Below are 16,232 nucleotides of genomic sequence, written 5' to 3' on the forward strand. Positions count from 1 at the left end.
TCTCTTTCCATTCTATCAACCGGCGGCGACGGCCGCAGCGACTGGATTGCTCAGCACAGCCAGTCCCTCAATCGCGACTTCCACGGTCTCCCCTGGCGCCATGGGACCCACGCCAGCGGGGGTGCCAGTCGGTATGAGGTCGCCGGGAAAGAGCGTCATCACAGATGTGATGTAGGTGAGTAGCCGCTCGATACCGAAGAGGAAGTCCCGGGTCGCGCCGGACTGACGCTTCTCTCCTCGAAGCCGCGTCTCAAGCTGCACACCCGCGAACGGATCGATTTCATCCGAAACCAGTGGCCCGCACGGGCAGAAGGTGTCGAACCCCTTCGCGCGCGCCCACTGGTCGTCCTTCTTCTGCAGATCGCGCGCGGTTACGTCATTCACGATCGTGTACCCGCGGATGGCCGAACGCACCTCGGCTGCAGAGTGCAGATGGCGCGACTCTCGTCCGATCACGATTGCGAGCTCGCCTTCGAAGTCGACGCGGCTGGACTGCGGCGGCAGCAGAATGGTGGCTCCCGGCGCGAGCAGCGACGACGGCGGCTTGAAGAAGATCAGCGGCTCCGGCGGCGGCTCGTTGCCAAGCTCGGCCGCATGGTCGCGATAGTTGCGGCCGATGCAGATGATCTTCGAGGGCTCCACTGGCGGCAGCAGCGTCGCGCGCTCGAGCGAGATCGCGGAGAACGGCTCCGCATGGTCATAGGCGACCTGCGATTCCGTAGGCGGCGGGATCAGCTCCGTGGCCCAGAGCGCACCCTCACGCTCGGCAACGGCGGCATAGCGGGGTCCATTCGATGTCTGGAGGCGGCAGTAACGCATGCTGGGTATCTCCTGGTGAGGCTAGGGCTGGAGCTGCTCTTCAATCTCTGCGGAGCGCGCGCTCTCGTTGCCGGCCTGGTCGACCGCGCTGACTGAGTAGAAGTAGCGCGCGCCCGGCGTCCCCGTGTCATCGCGCCAAGACGGCGTGGGGACCGGCTTCCCTGCCGGGCTGATGCGCGCAGGCGTGCCGCTCTCACTGCGGCGGTACACGATGTAACCCGCTAGGCCAGGGTCTGCTTCGGCGCTCCACGACAGGTCGATGGCGTGTGCCGGAGTGTCGACAGCCGACACGAGACCAGAGGGCACGGGCGGTGGAAAGACATCCTTGTAGTCAATCAAGATCGCCGGCGTGGGCGCAGTAAACATCTCGAGCGTGTGCTCGGCCAGCGTCACCGTCGTGAAGCGCTGGGCGGTGTAGCGGTAGCTCGAGCCGAAGTGCACGGTACGGTCCAGCGCCGCGGCGGACACACCCTCGCGCACCTCGAGCTTCTGCTCCGGGGATTCGGGAACTGTCGTGCGATCCGAGCTGGGAGCCTCCGGAGCGCCGGCGCGCACGCGATCGAAGCGTACGAAGGTCGGCACAGGCGAGTTGATCGACTGCCAGCGAAGCACGACGCCAGCGCCCTGCGGAACGACAGCGAAGCCCTGGACCGGCGCCGGTCCGGAGCCGGCCGCGGCATAGGCCACGACCGCGTCCGGAGCGGCCCTGCCGGCACTGTTCAGGATGTCCACGCGATAAGTAAGAAGCTGCACGGGACCCTGCGCGAGAGCCGCGGGCAGCGGATCTTCAATCTCTGCTGTCTTTTGCTGGAGGGCAAGCGGCACGGTCAGCACAGCCTGGCACGGTGCAGCGGCGACGGTGCGGCAGACCTGGGCACGGATCGCTCCCACGATCGGCAGCCGGTCAGTCGTCTTCTCAGGCAGGTCGAAGCTCAGCCGGACACGGTCGCCGACCCGCTCGGCGGTGAGCGAGCGCAAGGGCTGCGGCAGATTGAGCGTGGGTGGCTGGGGTGCAGCGGGGGCGCCACAGCCCTGAACAAGCAGCAGGAGCAGCAGCGCGAAGGAGGCTGCGCAGAGGTGTGGCGTCCTGCTCGTCTCCGCCGCCTCGCACTCCCTCATCGAGGCTTAGGGTAGCAGAGCGGCAGGCTAGATCGTCTCGCTTAGATCATCTCGGCGATCGCCTGTTCCAGCCGCTCGTGGCTGAACTGAAAGCCTGCGGCACGCAAACGCTCCGGAATCGCACGCGTGCTGGCGAGTACGGATTCGCTGGCCATCTCGCCGAAGGCGGCGCGCAAGGCGAAGGCCGGGACGTGCAGAAAGGCGGGCCGGTGCAGCACGCGCCCCAGTGTGTAGGTGAACTCCGCATTGGTGACCGGGAAGGGCGACGTCGCATTGCAGGGACCGGAGAGCGACGACTCGACGATGGCGAACTGGATGGCCGCGACGACGTCGTCCAGCGACACCCAGCTCATCCACTGGTGTCCGCTGCCCAGCCGCCCACCAAGGCCGACGCGAAAGACCGGGAGCATGCGCGGCAGTGCGCCGCCGCGGGCCGTCAGCACCACGCTGAATCGCATCTGCACCACGCGCGGAGCCAGCGGTGCAGTGGCTGCCTCCCATGCCTGGCACACCTCCGCGAGGAACCCCTGCCCGGGCGGAGAGTTCTCCGTCAGCTCCTCGTTGCGGCGGTCGCCGTAATAGCCCGTTGCGGATGCGGCCACGACGATAGAGGGCGGATCGGCGAGCCCCGCGAAGACACGGCCGAGTGCCGCAGACGAATCCACGCGGCTGGCGAGAATCGTTCTCTTGTAGGAAGGAGTCCAGCGATGCCCGGCGACGTTCGCACCCGAGAGATGCACAGCTGCAGCGCAGCCTTCGATGGCGCCGCGGTCGCTGACGGGCTCCGCGGCTTCGGGGTGCCACTCGATCTCCTGGACGGGATCCTCGGGGCGCGATTTTGCGGCCCGGCGGACCAGCAGAGCCACTTGGTAGCCGTCCCGGACGAGCGCCTGCGTCAGCGCCCGGCCGATCAAACCTGTTCCTCCGCTCAACAAGACTTTCACTGTCATCAATATTTAGAGTCGGCGTTGTTTGCCCGTTTTCCCCTTACAAAGTCGTTGGATGCGCTCATCAGAACCAGCCCTGCGGTGTTGATGACACTTCCAGGACCTATGGAATGTTGTGATTACGTGGCTGAGCGCTCCCACGCCCTGGCGCAAACTTAGCTCTAACGAACTATCAACAACGCGAATAGTACGTCCCGAGAGGCGGAAATTTCACCATGCAGACAGCAGCACAGCGCAAAGAGAAGGCAGTCAAGCCGATCGAGACTGCCAGTGAGGCAACGGGAGCCGAGCTCGCTCCCTCCGAGGTGGACGGCCCCAGTGCCGAAGCCGTGATCGTCGAGAAACGCATCGGCGAACGCATCAAACGGCTGCGCCTGAAAAAATCGATGGGCCTGGTCGAGCTGGGCAAGCACACCGGATTGTCCGCGAGCTTCCTGTCGCAGCTCGAGACCGGCCGCGTGGTGCCGACGCTGCGCAACCTGGCGCGCATCGCCATGGTGTTCAGCAAGGACCTGTCCTACTTCTTCGAGTCGGAGCCGGTTTCGCTGTTCCGGGTGCACCGCAAGAGCGAGCGCGTCCGCCTGCCACAGACCGGTGTCGACGACCCAACCTACTTCTTCGAGAGCATGGGCTACCAGGTGCCGGACCGGCAGCTGGACCCCTACTACGCCGAGTTCCTGCCCCAAAAGCGGGCACAGGACATCCGCCCTCACGTACATCCGGGGTACGAGTTCCTGTACGTGCTCGACGGTGAGCTCGAAGTGAAGCACGGCGAGGTCTGCCAGGTGCTGACTAACGGCGACGGTGTCTACTTCGACGCCAGCACGCCGCACAGCTATCGGTGCGTCAGCAAGACGCCCTCGACGGCAATCATCGTGACCATGCACCAGCAGCCCGCAGCACAGCCGGCCTACAATCTGCGGCCGATGGGCGCGCCGCTTGGTATGCGGCCGGCGCTCAAACCCGTCGGACTGCGTCCGTCGGTGCCCGGCGCAGCCGTTCGCGCCTCGGCGCCCGCAGCGGCCGCCGAAAAGCTGTAGCCACTCCGATTCACTTGCAACAACAGAAGACCCGCCGCAAGGCGGGTCTTCTGTTTGGCGTTCAGCCGAACGTCAGTGAAAGCTCAGTCCGGGAAAAAGTATTCCTCCACCGCCAGCCAGTTCGCGACCCGCAGCGGTGCGGCGAGCTTCGCGTTGTGCGCCGCGGTGAAGAGGAGTCCGGTGCCCTGGAAGCGTTGGAAGTGTCGCGGCATGTCATCGATCAGGTAGTCGGCATGCAGAATGCTCTTGTCGCCGCAGAAGACAAAGCGCGTCGGATGCAGGAACGGAAAGTGGCGCAGCAGCCACTGATACTTGGGGCCGAAGGAGCGGGGAAACTCCATGGCCGCGGTCGCGATGAAGATCTCGTGATGCCGGGAGAGCCGTTCGAGCACGCGCTGGCTGTCCCGGATCACCTCGAGGTCGTCGAAGAAGTCGTCCGTCTGTAGGTACGCCATCACGCGATCCTGGCGGCTGGGCGGCAGCATCTCAACCATCCAGTGGCCCCACATCTCGGCCACGGTGAGCGACTCACCGAACTCGGCGTTGTAGCGCCGGATGAGCTCGCCGAGCGCGTCGGCCAGCACCTCATCCATGTCCACTGCGATACGCGCGCCGTGCGCCGGGGACTTGCGCTTCATGCGGTCTGCGAATGCGGCGGCACGCCGGCGGGGCGGCCGGTCTCGATCTGCGGCTCGCGGCGATTGTCCACATAAAGGATGCGGCCACAGCTCTCGCATTTCATCCGCTGGCCATCGCGCAACTGGTTCCACAACTGCGGGCGAATCCCCATCTGGCAGCCGGTGCAGCGCTCATCGCGCGCGCGGGCCAGTGCGGTGCCGCGCGAGGCGGCGATGCGGTCGTACTCAGCCAGGGTCGACTCCTCGATCAGCGGGCGCAGCGCCATGCGCTCATCCTGCCACTTCGCGAGATCCGCCTGCTCGAGCGCGGTGCTGCGCACGGCGGCGGTGCGCTCGTGCTCCAGGCCTGCGGTCTTCTGCGCATGCAGTGCGCGGGCGGCGACGAGCTTGCGCTCGATCTCGTCGGAGCGCTCCATGCTCTCCAGTTCGCCATCCTCGATGCGCAGGATCTCCTGCTCGGCAAAGCTGATCTGGTGCTCCAGGGCGGTGGCCTGCGCCTGGTTCTGCACCACGTTGAGCTGCTGGCGAGACTTCGCAATCTTCGCCTGCTGATCCTTCAGGTCGCTCTCCGCGCGGCGGCGCAACGCCTCTTCTTCGCGCTGCTGCTGCTCGAGCGCGGTCACGATGCGCTGCTGCGCCGCGAGCTCGTCGTCGAGCTGACGCAGGCGCCGCGGCGTGGCCTCGAGCGAGGTGCGCAGTTGCCGGATCTCTCCGTCCAACTGCTGCAAACGAATCAGGTTTTCGAGCGCCGCGTCCATCGTTGGGACCCCATCCGGCGAGCGTGCAAAAGACGCTGCGCGTGGCTGGAGTCTACCTCATCCAGCGCGCGCCCGGCGGCCCGGCTGAGCGCGTCAACACAAGCCACCACGGGCGCCAATCAGCCGCGTTCTGCTCCTGTACACTGGGGCGTCATTTCGACCCCCTACCCATCTCAAGCCCCGGAGCACTCAGTTCGTGTCCGACTGTTTCGTCCTGTCTCCCCGACGTTCCCACGTCGCCTTGCTCCTTCTCTTCGGTGTCGCTGCGATCTCGGCGGCTGCGCAGTCCGCGCCTGAGCCCCTCACGGTTTCGGCCATCTTCAGCGACCCGACGCTAACAGCCGAGGCTCCCACGGGGCTGAGCTGGGCGCCGGACGGCACGCGCCTGACCTACATCGACCGGGACGGGAACCTGGCGTCCGTCAACGCCACCGGCACAAGCAGCGTGTTGCTCACGCGGGAGAAGCTGGGCGGCATGCAGCCGGCGGGGCTGGGCGAGCAGGACAAGGATCACCGCAGCCGGTACGACATGGGCGCGTACTTCTGGGCGCCCGACTCACAGCACCTGCTCTTCGATTCGAACGGCGAACTCTACCTTTACACGCTGAAGGACGGCATCGGCGTTTCGCTCGGGCATAGCTCGCCCAGCGGGGCCGACCCCAAGTTCGCGCCGGACGGCTCCGCTGTGAGTTACATCCACGACCACGATCTGTATCTGCGCCGGTTGCCTTATTCGCAGTCGGCGGTGCGGCTGACCACGACGCACGATCCCGCCGTCCTGAATGGCGAGGTGGACTGGGTCTACCTTGAAGAGCTCGAGACGCGCTCGAACTACTTCTGGTCGCCCGATTCAAAAAGCATCGCCTATCTGCAGATGAACGACACTGCCGTGACGCAGTACCCGATCACGGACTGGATACCGACGCATGCGAGCGTCGAGATGCAGCGCTACCCGCAGGCGGGTGATCCCAATCCCAACGTGCGGATCGGCGTCGTCAGCACCGGGTCGGGTCACACCGCGTGGATGAAGGTTCCGCTCGATGCCGGCAACGACTACATCCCGCGATTCGGATGGCTGGACCGCCGCGCTCTTTGGGTAGAGACGCTCACGCGCGATCACAAGCATCGCCGCATCTACTTCGTCGATGTCGCGACGGGCGCAGCGCACAAAGTGCTGGAAGAGTCGGACGATAAGTTCCTCGACCAGGACTACGAGGTTCAGATCAGCGGGTCGAACCTGCTTTGGACAAGCTGGCGCGATGGTCATCGGCAGATCTATGTCTACCGCTTCAACCCGCAGGAGCCATTCGCGGGCGAGCTTACGCTGGAGCGCCAGCTCACAAAGGGCACGGGCGAGGTCTTCGCCATCGCCAGCGTGGACGAGAAGAACAAGCTGGTCTACTACGTCAGCAACGAGGGCGCACCGCGCGACCGGCAGCTCTGGAGCATCCATCTGGACGGCACCGGGCAGCAGCAGTTGTCCAAGACGAGCGGTGCGCACAAGCCGCTGTTCTCGCCCAACTCGCTGCTCTACGCGGATGTGTATTCGAATGCGCAGACTCCGCCATCGGTCGCGATGTGCCGCATGGCCGATGGCGATTGCCAGACCTTCTCGAAGACGACGCCAAACACGAAGTACACCTACGTGAAACCAGTCGAGCTGACGCTGAAGGCGGAGGATGGCACACCGCTCTACGCAAGCCTGGTGCTGCCTGCCGGGCACGACGCAAAGGCGTCGGTGCCGCTGATCAATAACCCGTACGGCGGCCCCGGTGCGCAGACGGTGGAGAACGCCTGGTCACCGCGCACGTCGCTCTTTGACCAGTTGCTGGCGGAACACGGCTTCGCTGTTCTGCACGTGGACAATCGCGGCATGGCCGGCCGTGGGCGCGACTTCGCGCAGGCCTGCTGGCATGACTTCGGCCCGGTGCAGCTCAAGGATCAGCTCAGCGCCATGGACCAGGTGCTGGCCCAGTATCCGCAGCTCGACCCGCAGCGCCAGGGCTGGTGGGGCTGGAGCTGGGGCGGCACCTTCACGCTCTACGCGATGACACACACGGAGCGCTTCAAGGCGGGGGTCGCGGTGGCACCGGTGACGGACTGGCGCAACTACGATTCCATCTACACGGAGCGCTATCTCGGGCTGCCGGCGCAGAATGGCGATCTCTACAAAGACCTGTCGGTCGTCAACTATGCCGACAAGCTCAGCGGACGGCTGCTGCTGGTGCATGGCACCGGCGATGACAACGTCCACATCGCGAACACCGTGCAGTTCGTACAGAAGCTGATTGACGCTCACATGCCCTACGACCTGCAGGTCTATCCGCGCAAGACGCACTCAATCGCCGGCACAGATGCGCGCATCCATCTGTTCACCCGCATCCTGGCGCAGTTTTCCGCTTATCTCGGCGAGCCGCCTGCGCCCAGTCACGGGCAGTAGTTCGCGCGAGAGAGGCCATCGCATGAGCCATCCAGCAGAGAACGACCGCACCGCGGATCTGATCCGCGGTCGCACCGCCCTTGGGGATTTTGAGCTCACCGTGCTGACGGACGGAAGCTACTACCTCGATGGGGGCGCGATGTTCGGCGTCGTGCCCAAGCCGCTATGGGAGAAGCGTGCGCCGGCGGATGCGCAGAACCGCATCCTGCTCGGCACCAATGCTGTCATCGTGCGCACCGGGAAGCACACCGTCGCGATCGAGACCGGCATCGGCAACAAGCTGCCCGAGAAGCTGCGCGGCATCTACGAGGCGAAGGCGCTGCTACCGGAGAGCTTCGCGGCCGCGGGCATTCGGCCCGACGAGGTCGATGTCGTCATCAACAGCCATCTCCACTTCGACCACTGCGGCTGGAACACGACGCGGCTCGACGATGGCCGCATCGTGCCGACCTTTCCGAACGCTCGCTACTTCGCGCATCGTGGCGAAGTGGAGCACGGCCACCGGCAGCTCGAGCGGGATGCGGTCAGCTACATCAGCGCGAACTACGATCCGCTGATCGAGAGCGGGCAGATGACGCTGCTCGATCTGCGGGCCGGCGAAGCGCAGGAGATCGTACCCGGCATCACGGTGGAGCTCTTCCCCGGGCACACGCACCAGCTGATGGCGGTGCATGTCGACTCCGGCGGCCGGCATGCCTGCTACATCAGCGACCTGCTGCCGACCAGCGCGCACCTCGACGTTACGTGGGTAATGGGCTACGACCTGGACCCGCTGCGCTGCATCGAGGAGCGAAAGCGCTTCTACAGCCGCGCTATCCCGGAGCAATGGCTGGTCCTGTTCACCCACGACCACCACACGCCGATGGGCTTTGTGCATTGGAACGAAAAGGGAAAGCCGACGTTCCGCCCGCTTGAGAGCTGATCGCTAACCCCACCTGGGGACTCCAAACGGAGCGGAAACGTGCTCAGGAAAGCTCTCCTGGGTCGCCTCCGAGCCGGCATTCGGCTTGTGCCGTGGTCAAGTGCGCGAATGATTGGCGACGACGGGCTCGTCCGGTGCCGTTACACTGACGGCGATCTCTCGACTGGCTTGCGAGGGCACCGCTCCCGCCTCCCCCAACCTCTGACCGCTGTTCACCCGAGCGCCGGAAGCCGCCAAGAACGAGCATGAGCACGTCGCTGATCGCACCCAGACACCCGGCCGAGGCTTCCGCGGATCCAGCGGCGGATCTGCGCCTGCTCCTCAGCGACCTGCAGTGGCTGGTGGAGCGGCTCGGGCTGAAGGAGCAGAGCCGCGGGCTGTCTCAGACGCTCAAAGCGGCGCAGGACCAGCTTGCCGGACCACGCGCGGTCGCGCTCCTGCTCGCCGAGCGCGCCGATCTCAAGCGGCGCTTTCTTGAGCGACTGCTGGGGCCCGTCCCCGAGTTGCCGGAGTGCATCGATGCGGTGTGCCGGCTTGAGTATGGCCGCGAACCGGAGTGCGTCGTGCAATTGCCCGAGGGGCTGACGGCGGTGCTGCCGCTGCACCAGGTGCGCGAGTTCCTGGAGCGCCGGGGCGCGGATCTGCCGGCGAACGCAACCCGGCTGGCCCACCTGCCCAGCCCGGCGCTCGAACGCGGGCTGGCGGTTGTGGATACGCCCCCGCTCGCCGCCATGAATGCGGAGAGCTTAGCGCCGCTGCTCGAACAGGCCGATGCATGGCTGCTGATCGTCGCGCCCGAGTGCACGCTGCAGCCCGGGACGGAGGCGCTGCTCCGCACGCTTCCCGATCGGGGCGCCCGGCTGGCGATCCTCATCGAGGAGGGTGGCGCGATCAACGCTGCCGCTGCTGTGGCCGCGCGCGAGTCACTGGCGAAGAGGCTCGCCGACTGCGGTCTGGGCGAAGCCAGGTTGACGCCGCTCGACGGCGGGGGGCCGCAGGCAGAGTCGTCTGCAGTCGCAGACCTGCAGGCAAGCCTGGTGGACCGCGGCCGCCAACGCTGGCTTGCGCAGGTGCGTGCCACGATTGGCGAGGCCTTCGAAGAAGTCGAGTCGGTGACTGAGCTTGAAGTGAAGCTCGCCGGGCTGAGCTTGCGTCAGGTTCGGCTGCGCCGCGGGCTGAAGGATCTCGAAGCACTGCGGCTGCGCTTTGCTGAGCTACGTGAGCGTGAGAACGCGCCGGAAGCAGCGACGACTACCGGAACGGCTCCGACAGCCCCTGCGCAGACTGCGTCCGCATCGGTCGAGGTTAGCGGGATGGCCGCCCAGCCGCTGTTTGTCCGCTTTACCGGGAGCGCAGAGCAGAGCGACGCCAGCGCTGAGCGGAGGCCCGGATGGCGCGAGCAGATGCGCCGGGTCGCCGGCATGAAGGTGCGGCTGAGAAGGCGCGAGAGGCGTACAGACCCGCAAGCCCCTGGCCCTGCGGCGTCAGCGGGGATCGCCGACGGCAGCGTCTTCCGGCGCCCGTACAGGTCTCGTGCGGAGGGTGCGCGCAAGACAGACTCCGACGCACCCCGGGTGGGGCATGGCTGGCCGATGCAGGTGCTCGGCGGTGGGCTGACGGTGGGCTTTGTCTGCCTGCTGCTTTGGGCCTTCTGGCCGCACTCGCCCGTCCGCCCCGAAGATGGCGGCCAGTGGAACTACCAGCCGCCCGCACCCGCAGCAGCCGCGCCGGAAGCTGGGGTGCCCGCGCCGCCGGATTCACCGGCGCTCGAGCTGCCACCGGTCGAAGCGGAAACAGAGCCGGCAACCAGTTCTTCGGAGCTTGGGACACGCCCTCTGCTCAAGCCGCGCGCAGCAAGTCGCACTCCGCTCCTCAAGCCCCGGCCCGACGGATTGCGAGCGGGAGCCTCCCGCTCGCACCACCGCCGCGACTTGCTGGGGATCGGCAAGCTCTGGCATTGGGTTCGTCGCGGTCACGATCGCAAACCGTCGGACGAATAGCCTGCTCGGTTATGAGCTGCCGAGCAGGGTCGCGATCTTCGCGCCATCGGGCGAACCCAGCCCTGTACACGCGTCCCACCCCGGGCCGGCCTGGAAGGCACCGTTCGAGCCGCTCGTCACGTCGAAGAAGCCCTGCTCTCCGCTTCCATAGAGTGTTGGGTTGAGGAAGCCCGCCTTGCGGCCAGACTGCTGGTTGACCAAGGCGACAAGGGCCGCCCACAGCGGCGCGACTGCACTGGTGCCGCCGACCACGGACTGCTGCCCATCGACCAGGATCTGGTAGCCGGTCGAAGGCGCGGCATCTCCGGCAACGTCCGGCACACCGCGGCCACCCTGCCCGTTTGCGGGCGCAGGAACGTTGGCGTTGGCCTGCCAGGTGGGTCGTGGAAACGCCGCCGAGACACCGCCCCCGGTCGCTCCCCCGCCCTGCTGCTGGTCGTTCCAGACGGTCTCTTTCGAACGGGCGCCGCCGCTTAAGGTCAGGCTGGTGCCCCCGCACGCGAGCACATGCGGGCTGGATGCCGGGAAGTCGACGTGATTGGCGCCGTCGGTGACGCCGTCCGTCGACCCTGAATCGCCGGAGGCGACGGTGATGGTCACGCCGAGCGCGGCTGCCGTTTGCAGCGTGTTGTCGAACGACGAGATCGCGGCAGCGTCCCAGGTCGACTCCGGACCGCCCCAAGAGATGGAGATCACCGAAGGATTGTTGCTGGTGTCGTGGATAGCGGCCGAGATCGCGTCCTGGAAGCCCTGATTGGTGTTGGGCGCGAAGTAGACGGCGATGCGGGCTCCCGGGGCGATCGCGCCGGCTACCTGGATGTCGAGCGCAACCTCACCATCCGCGCCGTTCGGATCGCCGGGGGCATTGCTGCCACCATCGACCGGCACCGCGACGACGGTTGGCGGGGTGAGGCCGAGCTGACCGAAGTAGGTCTGGATATCGGAATCCTGATAGCCGCCACCGAGTTCAATGAGAGCGATGCATTCCCCCGCCCCCGTGCCCTGCGGGTAGTCGTAGGCGCGGGCGACCTGCGGTGGCGTAAAGCTGGCCGTCGCGGCCGACGGGCCAGCAACGATCTGATCCAGACGGCGCATGTGGGATCGCGCGATCGGTCGCGTGTCGAGGCCCAGCACTGTTTCGATCACGCCCAGCTCCGGCTCTGGCAGCGACAGCGGCCCGCGGAAGGCGTGGAAGCGGCGCCCTTGTGCGGGCGGCGCGGTGTGCTCGAAGTCGACCAGTTGCACACCGAAGGTCTGCTCCAATTGCGACGCGGTGCCACGCAGCCAGACGCGGCGCGCTGCGCGGTCTTCCTGCACCAAGGTGAGCCCGTGGCGCGCGGCGAGCGTGCGCACCTGCTCAAGTGCCGACTCGGGCGCGCCATGCTGGTTGAGATATTCCTGCCGGCTCAGCTGGCGGCCCTCAAGGCCGTTCACATCGAGCGGCTGCGCGCGCTTGAGCACGACCGTGACAGTGATGCGCTGGTCTGGTGCGGTTCTGCCGAGTTCACGGCAGTTGCGCGGCTCCGGGTGTGCGCTCGAAGGCAGCGGGACAAGACGGGCAGAGGACGAGGGACGGTCGGGGGACATGGGGCTCCTTCTCTCGGTGCGTTGGTTCGCTAGCAGAGATGCGGATCGCGGCCTGCGAGCTACCCGGCGCGATCAATGGCCTGTCCGAAGCAGACCAGGTCGCCATCGGGCGCCAGGATCAACAGCTCACGTTGGCCGTAGGGCTTGTCCGCCGGCCCGTGCACATCGCCGGACGGCAGCCGGTCCAGCTTCGGCTTCAGTTCACGGTAGAGCGCATCGAGATCGCGGACGTCAAAGTAATAGCGAAAGTTGCGAATGCCGCGCGGCGACTCTGCCGGGTCGCTGCGACCCCAGATCCGTATGCCGCAACCCTCCCGCTCGAGGTAGGCGTAGTCGTCCCCATGCACCAGCTCCGCAAAGCCAAGCAGGTCGCGAAAGAACGCGACGGCTGCTTCGAATCCGGCGAGCGGCACATGCAGGAAGCCGGTCGTCTGCAGGAAGTTGGGCATCAGTGACGACTCCTTTGCTGGCAGCAAGCGGGTTAGAGCGGGATGTTGCCGTGCTTCTTCGGCGGGTTTTTCTCGCGCTTGCCGTCGAGCATCGCGAGCGCGCGGATCAGTCGCCGGCGCGTTTCGCGCGGACGGATGACCGCGTCGACGTAGCCACGCTCGGCTGCGACGTACGGGTTGGCGAAGCGGCCGCGGAACTCGGCAACGCGCTCCTTGCGGGCGTCGGCCAGCACGGTGGCTTTGCGCTCTTCACTGAGCGGCCCCTCACGAGCTTCCGCATCCTTCAGAGCCTGCGCGAGTTCGCGGCCGTAGACGATGTTCACTGCGCCCTCGGCCCCCATCACGGCGATCTCCGCTGTGGGCCACGCGAAGTTCGCATCCGTGCGCAGGTGCTTTGAGCTCATCACGCAGTACGCGCCGCCATAGGCCTTGCGCGTGATGACCAGCAGCTTGGGGACGGTCGCCTCAGCAAAGGCATAGAGCAGCTTCGCGCCGTGTCGGATGATGCCGTTGTGCTCCTGGTCGGTGCCGGGGAGAAAGCCGGGCACATCCTCCAGCGTGACCAGCGGGATATTGAATGCGTCGCAGAAACGCACGAAGCGCGCGGCCTTCACCGATGCGTTGATATCGAGCACGCCGGCAAGGAATGCGGGTTGATTCGCAACCACGCCGACACTGCGGCCATCGAGGCGCGCGAAGCCGATCACGATGTTGCGCGCGAAGTGCTCCTGGACTTCGAAGAAGTAGCCGTCGTCGACCAGCGTGGTTATGACCTGCTTGATGTCGTAGGGCTGCTGCGGGTCGGCGGGCACAATGGTGTCGAGCGATTCATCCTCGCGGTCGGCGCGATCGTCGGTCGCGCGGCGTGGCGCAGGGTCGAGGTTGTTCGAGGGCAGAAAGCTGAACAGCTCGCGCAGCATGGCGAGGCACTCCTGGTCATCATGCGCCAGAAAGTGAGCGACACCCGAGACCTCGTTGTGCGTCATCGCACCGCCCAGGTCCTCCTTCGAGACCTCCTCATGCGTCACAGTGCGGATGACATCGGGCCCGGTGACGAACATGTGCGCGGTCTTGTCGACCATGAGGATGAAGTCGGTGATCGCGGGCGAGTAGACGGCTCCGCCGGCGCAGGGCCCCATGATGGCCGAGAGCTGCGGCACGAGACCCGACGCCAGCGTGTTGCGTAAGAAGATGTCGGCATAGCCCGCGAGCGAGACGACGCCCTCCTGGATGCGCGCTCCGCCCGAGTCGTTTAGCCCGAGTATGGGGGCACCCACGCGCATGGCAGCGTCCATGATCTTGACGATCTTGGCTGCATTTGCCTCGGAGAGCGAGCCGCCGAAGACAGTAAAATCCTGCGCGTAGACGAAGACTGTGCGGCCGTCAATTGTGCCGTAGCCGGTGACGATTCCGTCGCCCGGGATGCGCTGCTTGTCCATCTCGAAGTCCGTCGCGCGATGTGCAACGAACTCGTCGGTCTCTTCGAAGGAGCCGGGATCGAGCAGCAGCTCAATGCGCTCGCGGGCAGAGAGCTTGCCCGATTTGTGCTGGCGCTCACGCCGGTCTTTGCCGCCGGCATCTTCGGCCTGCGCGTGACGACGTTCCAGTTCTGCAAGGGATTCAGCGTGCGGATGAGCGGCGAGCGTCTGGTCCATGGGAAGGGCCATCATAGAGACTCGCGCGGACACGTGGGAAGGGACTGGCTGGGCAGGGACCGGACAAACGGCGCTAGCGCGGGGGAGTACGCAGCAGCCTAGCGCACGTGGGGCTGGAAGATGTCGTCCTTCTCCCGGCAAGGGGAGCACAGCGCGCTGACGCCGCAGCCGCACAGCAGCGCAGCTCCGAGCGTGACCACCGCGGCCGGTAGATAGGCGAGCGCTTGATGAAGGAAGTGGGCCACAAACGAGAAATTAGTTGTGAACATAATGAATCTCCGCACACCCTTAGACATCAGCGGCGCTCAAGTGGTTTTCCGGGAAAACAAACATAACCCGATTCGCCACTTGACAGCACCCCCTGAACGGGTGGTCCGGCGATCTCCCTAGGTTGCACGCGAGAGTAACGGGTGGAAGCCCGGTTTGGGAACTGCGTGGCTCCCCCGCTGTTCCGCGCCGCTGCTCCCTTTTCGGATGAGCAAAACGGCCATTGCTCCTCTGCCAGCAGAGGAGGAGAATCAAAGGCGAAGATGTCACCTCCGCCTTCCATGCCGAACGGGCCATCCGCGCCGGAGTCCGGAGAACCGCGGCTGCGCTGGTTGTTTCTCGACCTGAACTCGTATTTCGCCTCGGTCGAGCAGGAGCTCGAGCCCGCTCTTCGCGGGCGCCCGGTCGCCGTTGTGCCGGTGGTGGCGGACACGACCTGCTGCATCGCGGCCAGCTACGAGGCCAAGGCTTTTGGCGTCAAGACGGGCACGCAGGTGGGCGAGGCCAAACGCATGTGCCCCGGAATCGTGCTGGTGGAGGCGCGGCACGAGCTCTATGTCGAGTACCACAACCGAATCGTTGAAGCGGTCGAGCGGATGGTGCCAGTCACGTCCGTAATGTCGATCGACGAGATGGCGTGCCGGCTGATCGGGCGCGAGCAGCCGCTCCTCGCGGCGCTCGACCTGGCGCAACGGGTAAAGCAGGAGATCCGCACTGCGGTCGGCAGCACGTTGCGGTGCTCGGTCGGCTTGGCGCCCAATCGCTACCTGTCAAAGGTGGCCAGCGACATGGAGAAGCCCGATGGTCTGGTGGCGCTGACGCCCGACATTCTGGAGCCCGCGCTGCTCCGCCTGACACCGCGCGATCTTCCCGGGATCGGACCGCGCATGGAGAAGCGGCTGCACGAGGCCGGGATTCGGACGATGGCGCAGCTCTGGGCGCTGGATCGGGAGGGCATGAACCACCTGTGGGGCGGGATGGGCGGAGAGAAGCTATGGCATTGGCTGCGCGGCGAAGACTTCGAGGACCCGGAGCTCGAGCATGCCAAGTCGATCGGCAACAGCCACGTGCTGTCGCCGGAGCTGCGCACGCTGGACGGCGCATATGCCGTGGTCAGCAAGCTGCTGCACAAGACCGCCATGCGGCTGCGCACGGCGCGGTTGTGGACCAGCAACCTGCGACTGAGCGCGAAGTTTGCCGTGTCAAAGGACGAGGCGGCGAGGCAGCACTACTCCGGCATTCCGCAGCTCTCCTGGTCGCAGAGCACGTCGCTGGTCGAGTGCCAGGACAACCAGACGCTGACCGAAGGCCTGCGCAAGCTGTGGGCCGCGATGCCGAAGGGGCGCAACTACCAGAAGCCGTTCTACGTGGGCGTGTCACTGCACAACCTGGTGCCGGATCACCTGCACACGTTGGACCTGTTCGCCGGGCTCGAGACCGAGGCACGGCGCACCGCTGTCTCGAGCACGATGGACCGGATCAACAAGAAGCACGGAACGACCAAGCTGTTCTTCGCAAGCATGCTGCCGGCGGGCACGGCAGCGCCCACCCGCATCGCGTTCACCAGCATTCCCGACCTGTTCTAGTCGGC

Annotated in this window: 14 protein-coding genes; 5 read left to right on the plus strand and 9 right to left on the minus strand. The window is 66.0% G+C overall.

Annotation, left to right across the window (positions count from 1 at the left end; all coding sequences use genetic code 11):
* Positions 1–15 precede the first annotated feature (15 nt).
* From AC5IJH_RS00585 to AC5IJH_RS00595, 3 genes are read right to left on the minus strand one after another with little or no spacing between them, the layout of a single operon-like run.
* Positions 16–819, minus strand: coding sequence for a fumarylacetoacetate hydrolase family protein (locus AC5IJH_RS00585; RefSeq protein ID WP_491900835.1), 804 nt, complete (start codon positions 817–819; stop codon positions 16–18).
* 21 nt (positions 820–840) lie between these two features.
* Positions 841–1,938, minus strand: a complete 1,098-nt coding sequence (locus tag AC5IJH_RS00590) for a fibronectin type III domain-containing protein (protein WP_491900836.1) — start codon at positions 1,936–1,938, stop codon at positions 841–843.
* A 41-nt stretch (positions 1,939–1,979) separates the two neighbouring features.
* Positions 1,980–2,888: a TIGR01777 family oxidoreductase gene (locus AC5IJH_RS00595; protein ID WP_491900837.1), complete on the minus strand. Its 909-nt coding sequence runs from the start codon at positions 2,886–2,888 to the stop codon at positions 1,980–1,982.
* Positions 2,889–3,100: 212 nt separating this feature from the next.
* Between AC5IJH_RS00595 and AC5IJH_RS00600 the strand changes: the two genes are divergently transcribed.
* Positions 3,101–3,925, plus strand: coding sequence for a helix-turn-helix domain-containing protein (locus AC5IJH_RS00600; protein WP_491900838.1), 825 nt, complete (start codon positions 3,101–3,103; stop codon positions 3,923–3,925).
* Between the two features lie 83 nt (positions 3,926–4,008).
* Here the strand turns inward: AC5IJH_RS00600 and AC5IJH_RS00605 are convergent, their stop codons facing one another.
* Both AC5IJH_RS00605 and AC5IJH_RS00610 read right to left on the minus strand, forming a co-directional pair.
* Positions 4,009–4,563 (minus strand): 5' nucleotidase, NT5C type, encoded by a 555-nt coding sequence (locus AC5IJH_RS00605; protein WP_491900839.1) that lies wholly within the window; start codon positions 4,561–4,563, stop codon positions 4,009–4,011.
* The gene (locus tag AC5IJH_RS00610; RefSeq protein ID WP_491900840.1) at positions 4,560–5,321 is read right to left on the minus strand and encodes a zinc ribbon domain-containing protein; all 762 of its coding nucleotides are present in this window, start codon (positions 5,319–5,321) and stop codon (positions 4,560–4,562) included. The genes AC5IJH_RS00605 and AC5IJH_RS00610 overlap by 4 nt, the downstream gene beginning before the upstream one ends.
* A gap of 241 nt (positions 5,322–5,562) precedes the next feature.
* Here AC5IJH_RS00610 and AC5IJH_RS00615 point away from each other — a divergent pair, with 241 nt between their 5' ends.
* From AC5IJH_RS00615 to AC5IJH_RS00625, 3 genes are all read left to right on the plus strand, one after another.
* Complete coding sequence (locus AC5IJH_RS00615; RefSeq protein WP_491900841.1) at positions 5,563–7,761, plus strand: alpha/beta fold hydrolase; 2,199 nt, start codon at positions 5,563–5,565, stop codon at positions 7,759–7,761.
* Between the two features lie 22 nt (positions 7,762–7,783).
* Positions 7,784–8,683 (plus strand): MBL fold metallo-hydrolase, encoded by a 900-nt coding sequence (locus AC5IJH_RS00620; RefSeq protein ID WP_491900842.1) that lies wholly within the window; start codon positions 7,784–7,786, stop codon positions 8,681–8,683.
* 245 nt (positions 8,684–8,928) lie between these two features.
* The gene (locus AC5IJH_RS00625; protein ID WP_491900843.1) at positions 8,929–10,683 is read left to right on the plus strand and encodes a hypothetical protein; all 1,755 of its coding nucleotides are present in this window, start codon (positions 8,929–8,931) and stop codon (positions 10,681–10,683) included.
* A gap of 9 nt (positions 10,684–10,692) precedes the next feature.
* On the opposite strand, the gene AC5IJH_RS00630 is transcribed toward AC5IJH_RS00625, so the two are convergent.
* From AC5IJH_RS00630 to AC5IJH_RS00645, 4 genes are all read right to left on the minus strand, one after another.
* Positions 10,693–12,270, minus strand: coding sequence for a S53 family peptidase (locus tag AC5IJH_RS00630; RefSeq protein WP_491900844.1), 1,578 nt, complete (start codon positions 12,268–12,270; stop codon positions 10,693–10,695).
* Between the two features lie 59 nt (positions 12,271–12,329).
* On the minus strand, positions 12,330–12,719 hold the full coding sequence (locus AC5IJH_RS00635; RefSeq protein ID WP_491900845.1) for a VOC family protein: 390 nt from the start codon (positions 12,717–12,719) through the stop codon (positions 12,330–12,332).
* 32 nt (positions 12,720–12,751) lie between these two features.
* A complete protein-coding gene (locus tag AC5IJH_RS00640; RefSeq protein WP_491900846.1) occupies positions 12,752–14,374 on the minus strand; it encodes an acyl-CoA carboxylase subunit beta in 1,623 nt (540 codons plus the stop codon).
* Between the two features lie 98 nt (positions 14,375–14,472).
* Entirely contained in the window at positions 14,473–14,643 is a 171-nt protein-coding gene (locus tag AC5IJH_RS00645) for a hypothetical protein (RefSeq protein WP_491900847.1), read from the minus strand.
* Positions 14,644–14,904: 261 nt separating this feature from the next.
* Here AC5IJH_RS00645 and AC5IJH_RS00650 point away from each other — a divergent pair, with 261 nt between their 5' ends.
* The gene (locus AC5IJH_RS00650) at positions 14,905–16,227 is read left to right on the plus strand and encodes a DNA polymerase Y family protein (protein ID WP_491900848.1); all 1,323 of its coding nucleotides are present in this window, start codon (positions 14,905–14,907) and stop codon (positions 16,225–16,227) included.
* Positions 16,228–16,232 lie beyond the last annotated feature (5 nt).

The organism is Candidatus Dedyshia acidiphila (genome assembly GCF_051025295.1).
GTDB lineage: Bacteria > Acidobacteriota > Terriglobia > Terriglobales > Acidobacteriaceae > KBS-83.

Coding starts and splice junctions, on each gene's coding strand:
- AC5IJH_RS00585 (WP_491900835.1), bottom strand. CDS start 819: ATGCGTTACTGCCGCCTCCAGACATCGAATGGACCCCGCTATGCCGCC.
- AC5IJH_RS00590 (WP_491900836.1), bottom strand. CDS start 1,938: ATGAGGGAGTGCGAGGCGGCGGAGACGAGCAGGACGCCACACCTCTGC.
- AC5IJH_RS00595 (WP_491900837.1), bottom strand. CDS start 2,888: ATGACAGTGAAAGTCTTGTTGAGCGGAGGAACAGGTTTGATCGGCCGG.
- AC5IJH_RS00600 (WP_491900838.1), top strand. CDS start 3,101: ATGCAGACAGCAGCACAGCGCAAAGAGAAGGCAGTCAAGCCGATCGAG.
- AC5IJH_RS00605 (WP_491900839.1), bottom strand. CDS start 4,563: ATGAAGCGCAAGTCCCCGGCGCACGGCGCGCGTATCGCAGTGGACATG.
- AC5IJH_RS00610 (WP_491900840.1), bottom strand. CDS start 5,321: ATGGACGCGGCGCTCGAAAACCTGATTCGTTTGCAGCAGTTGGACGGA.
- AC5IJH_RS00620 (WP_491900842.1), top strand. CDS start 7,784: ATGAGCCATCCAGCAGAGAACGACCGCACCGCGGATCTGATCCGCGGT.
- AC5IJH_RS00625 (WP_491900843.1), top strand. CDS start 8,929: ATGAGCACGTCGCTGATCGCACCCAGACACCCGGCCGAGGCTTCCGCG.
- AC5IJH_RS00630 (WP_491900844.1), bottom strand. CDS start 12,270: ATGTCCCCCGACCGTCCCTCGTCCTCTGCCCGTCTTGTCCCGCTGCCT.
- AC5IJH_RS00635 (WP_491900845.1), bottom strand. CDS start 12,719: ATGCCCAACTTCCTGCAGACGACCGGCTTCCTGCATGTGCCGCTCGCC.
- AC5IJH_RS00640 (WP_491900846.1), bottom strand. CDS start 14,374: ATGGACCAGACGCTCGCCGCTCATCCGCACGCTGAATCCCTTGCAGAA.
- AC5IJH_RS00645 (WP_491900847.1), bottom strand. CDS start 14,643: ATGTTCACAACTAATTTCTCGTTTGTGGCCCACTTCCTTCATCAAGCG.
- AC5IJH_RS00650 (WP_491900848.1), top strand. CDS start 14,905: ATGTCACCTCCGCCTTCCATGCCGAACGGGCCATCCGCGCCGGAGTCC.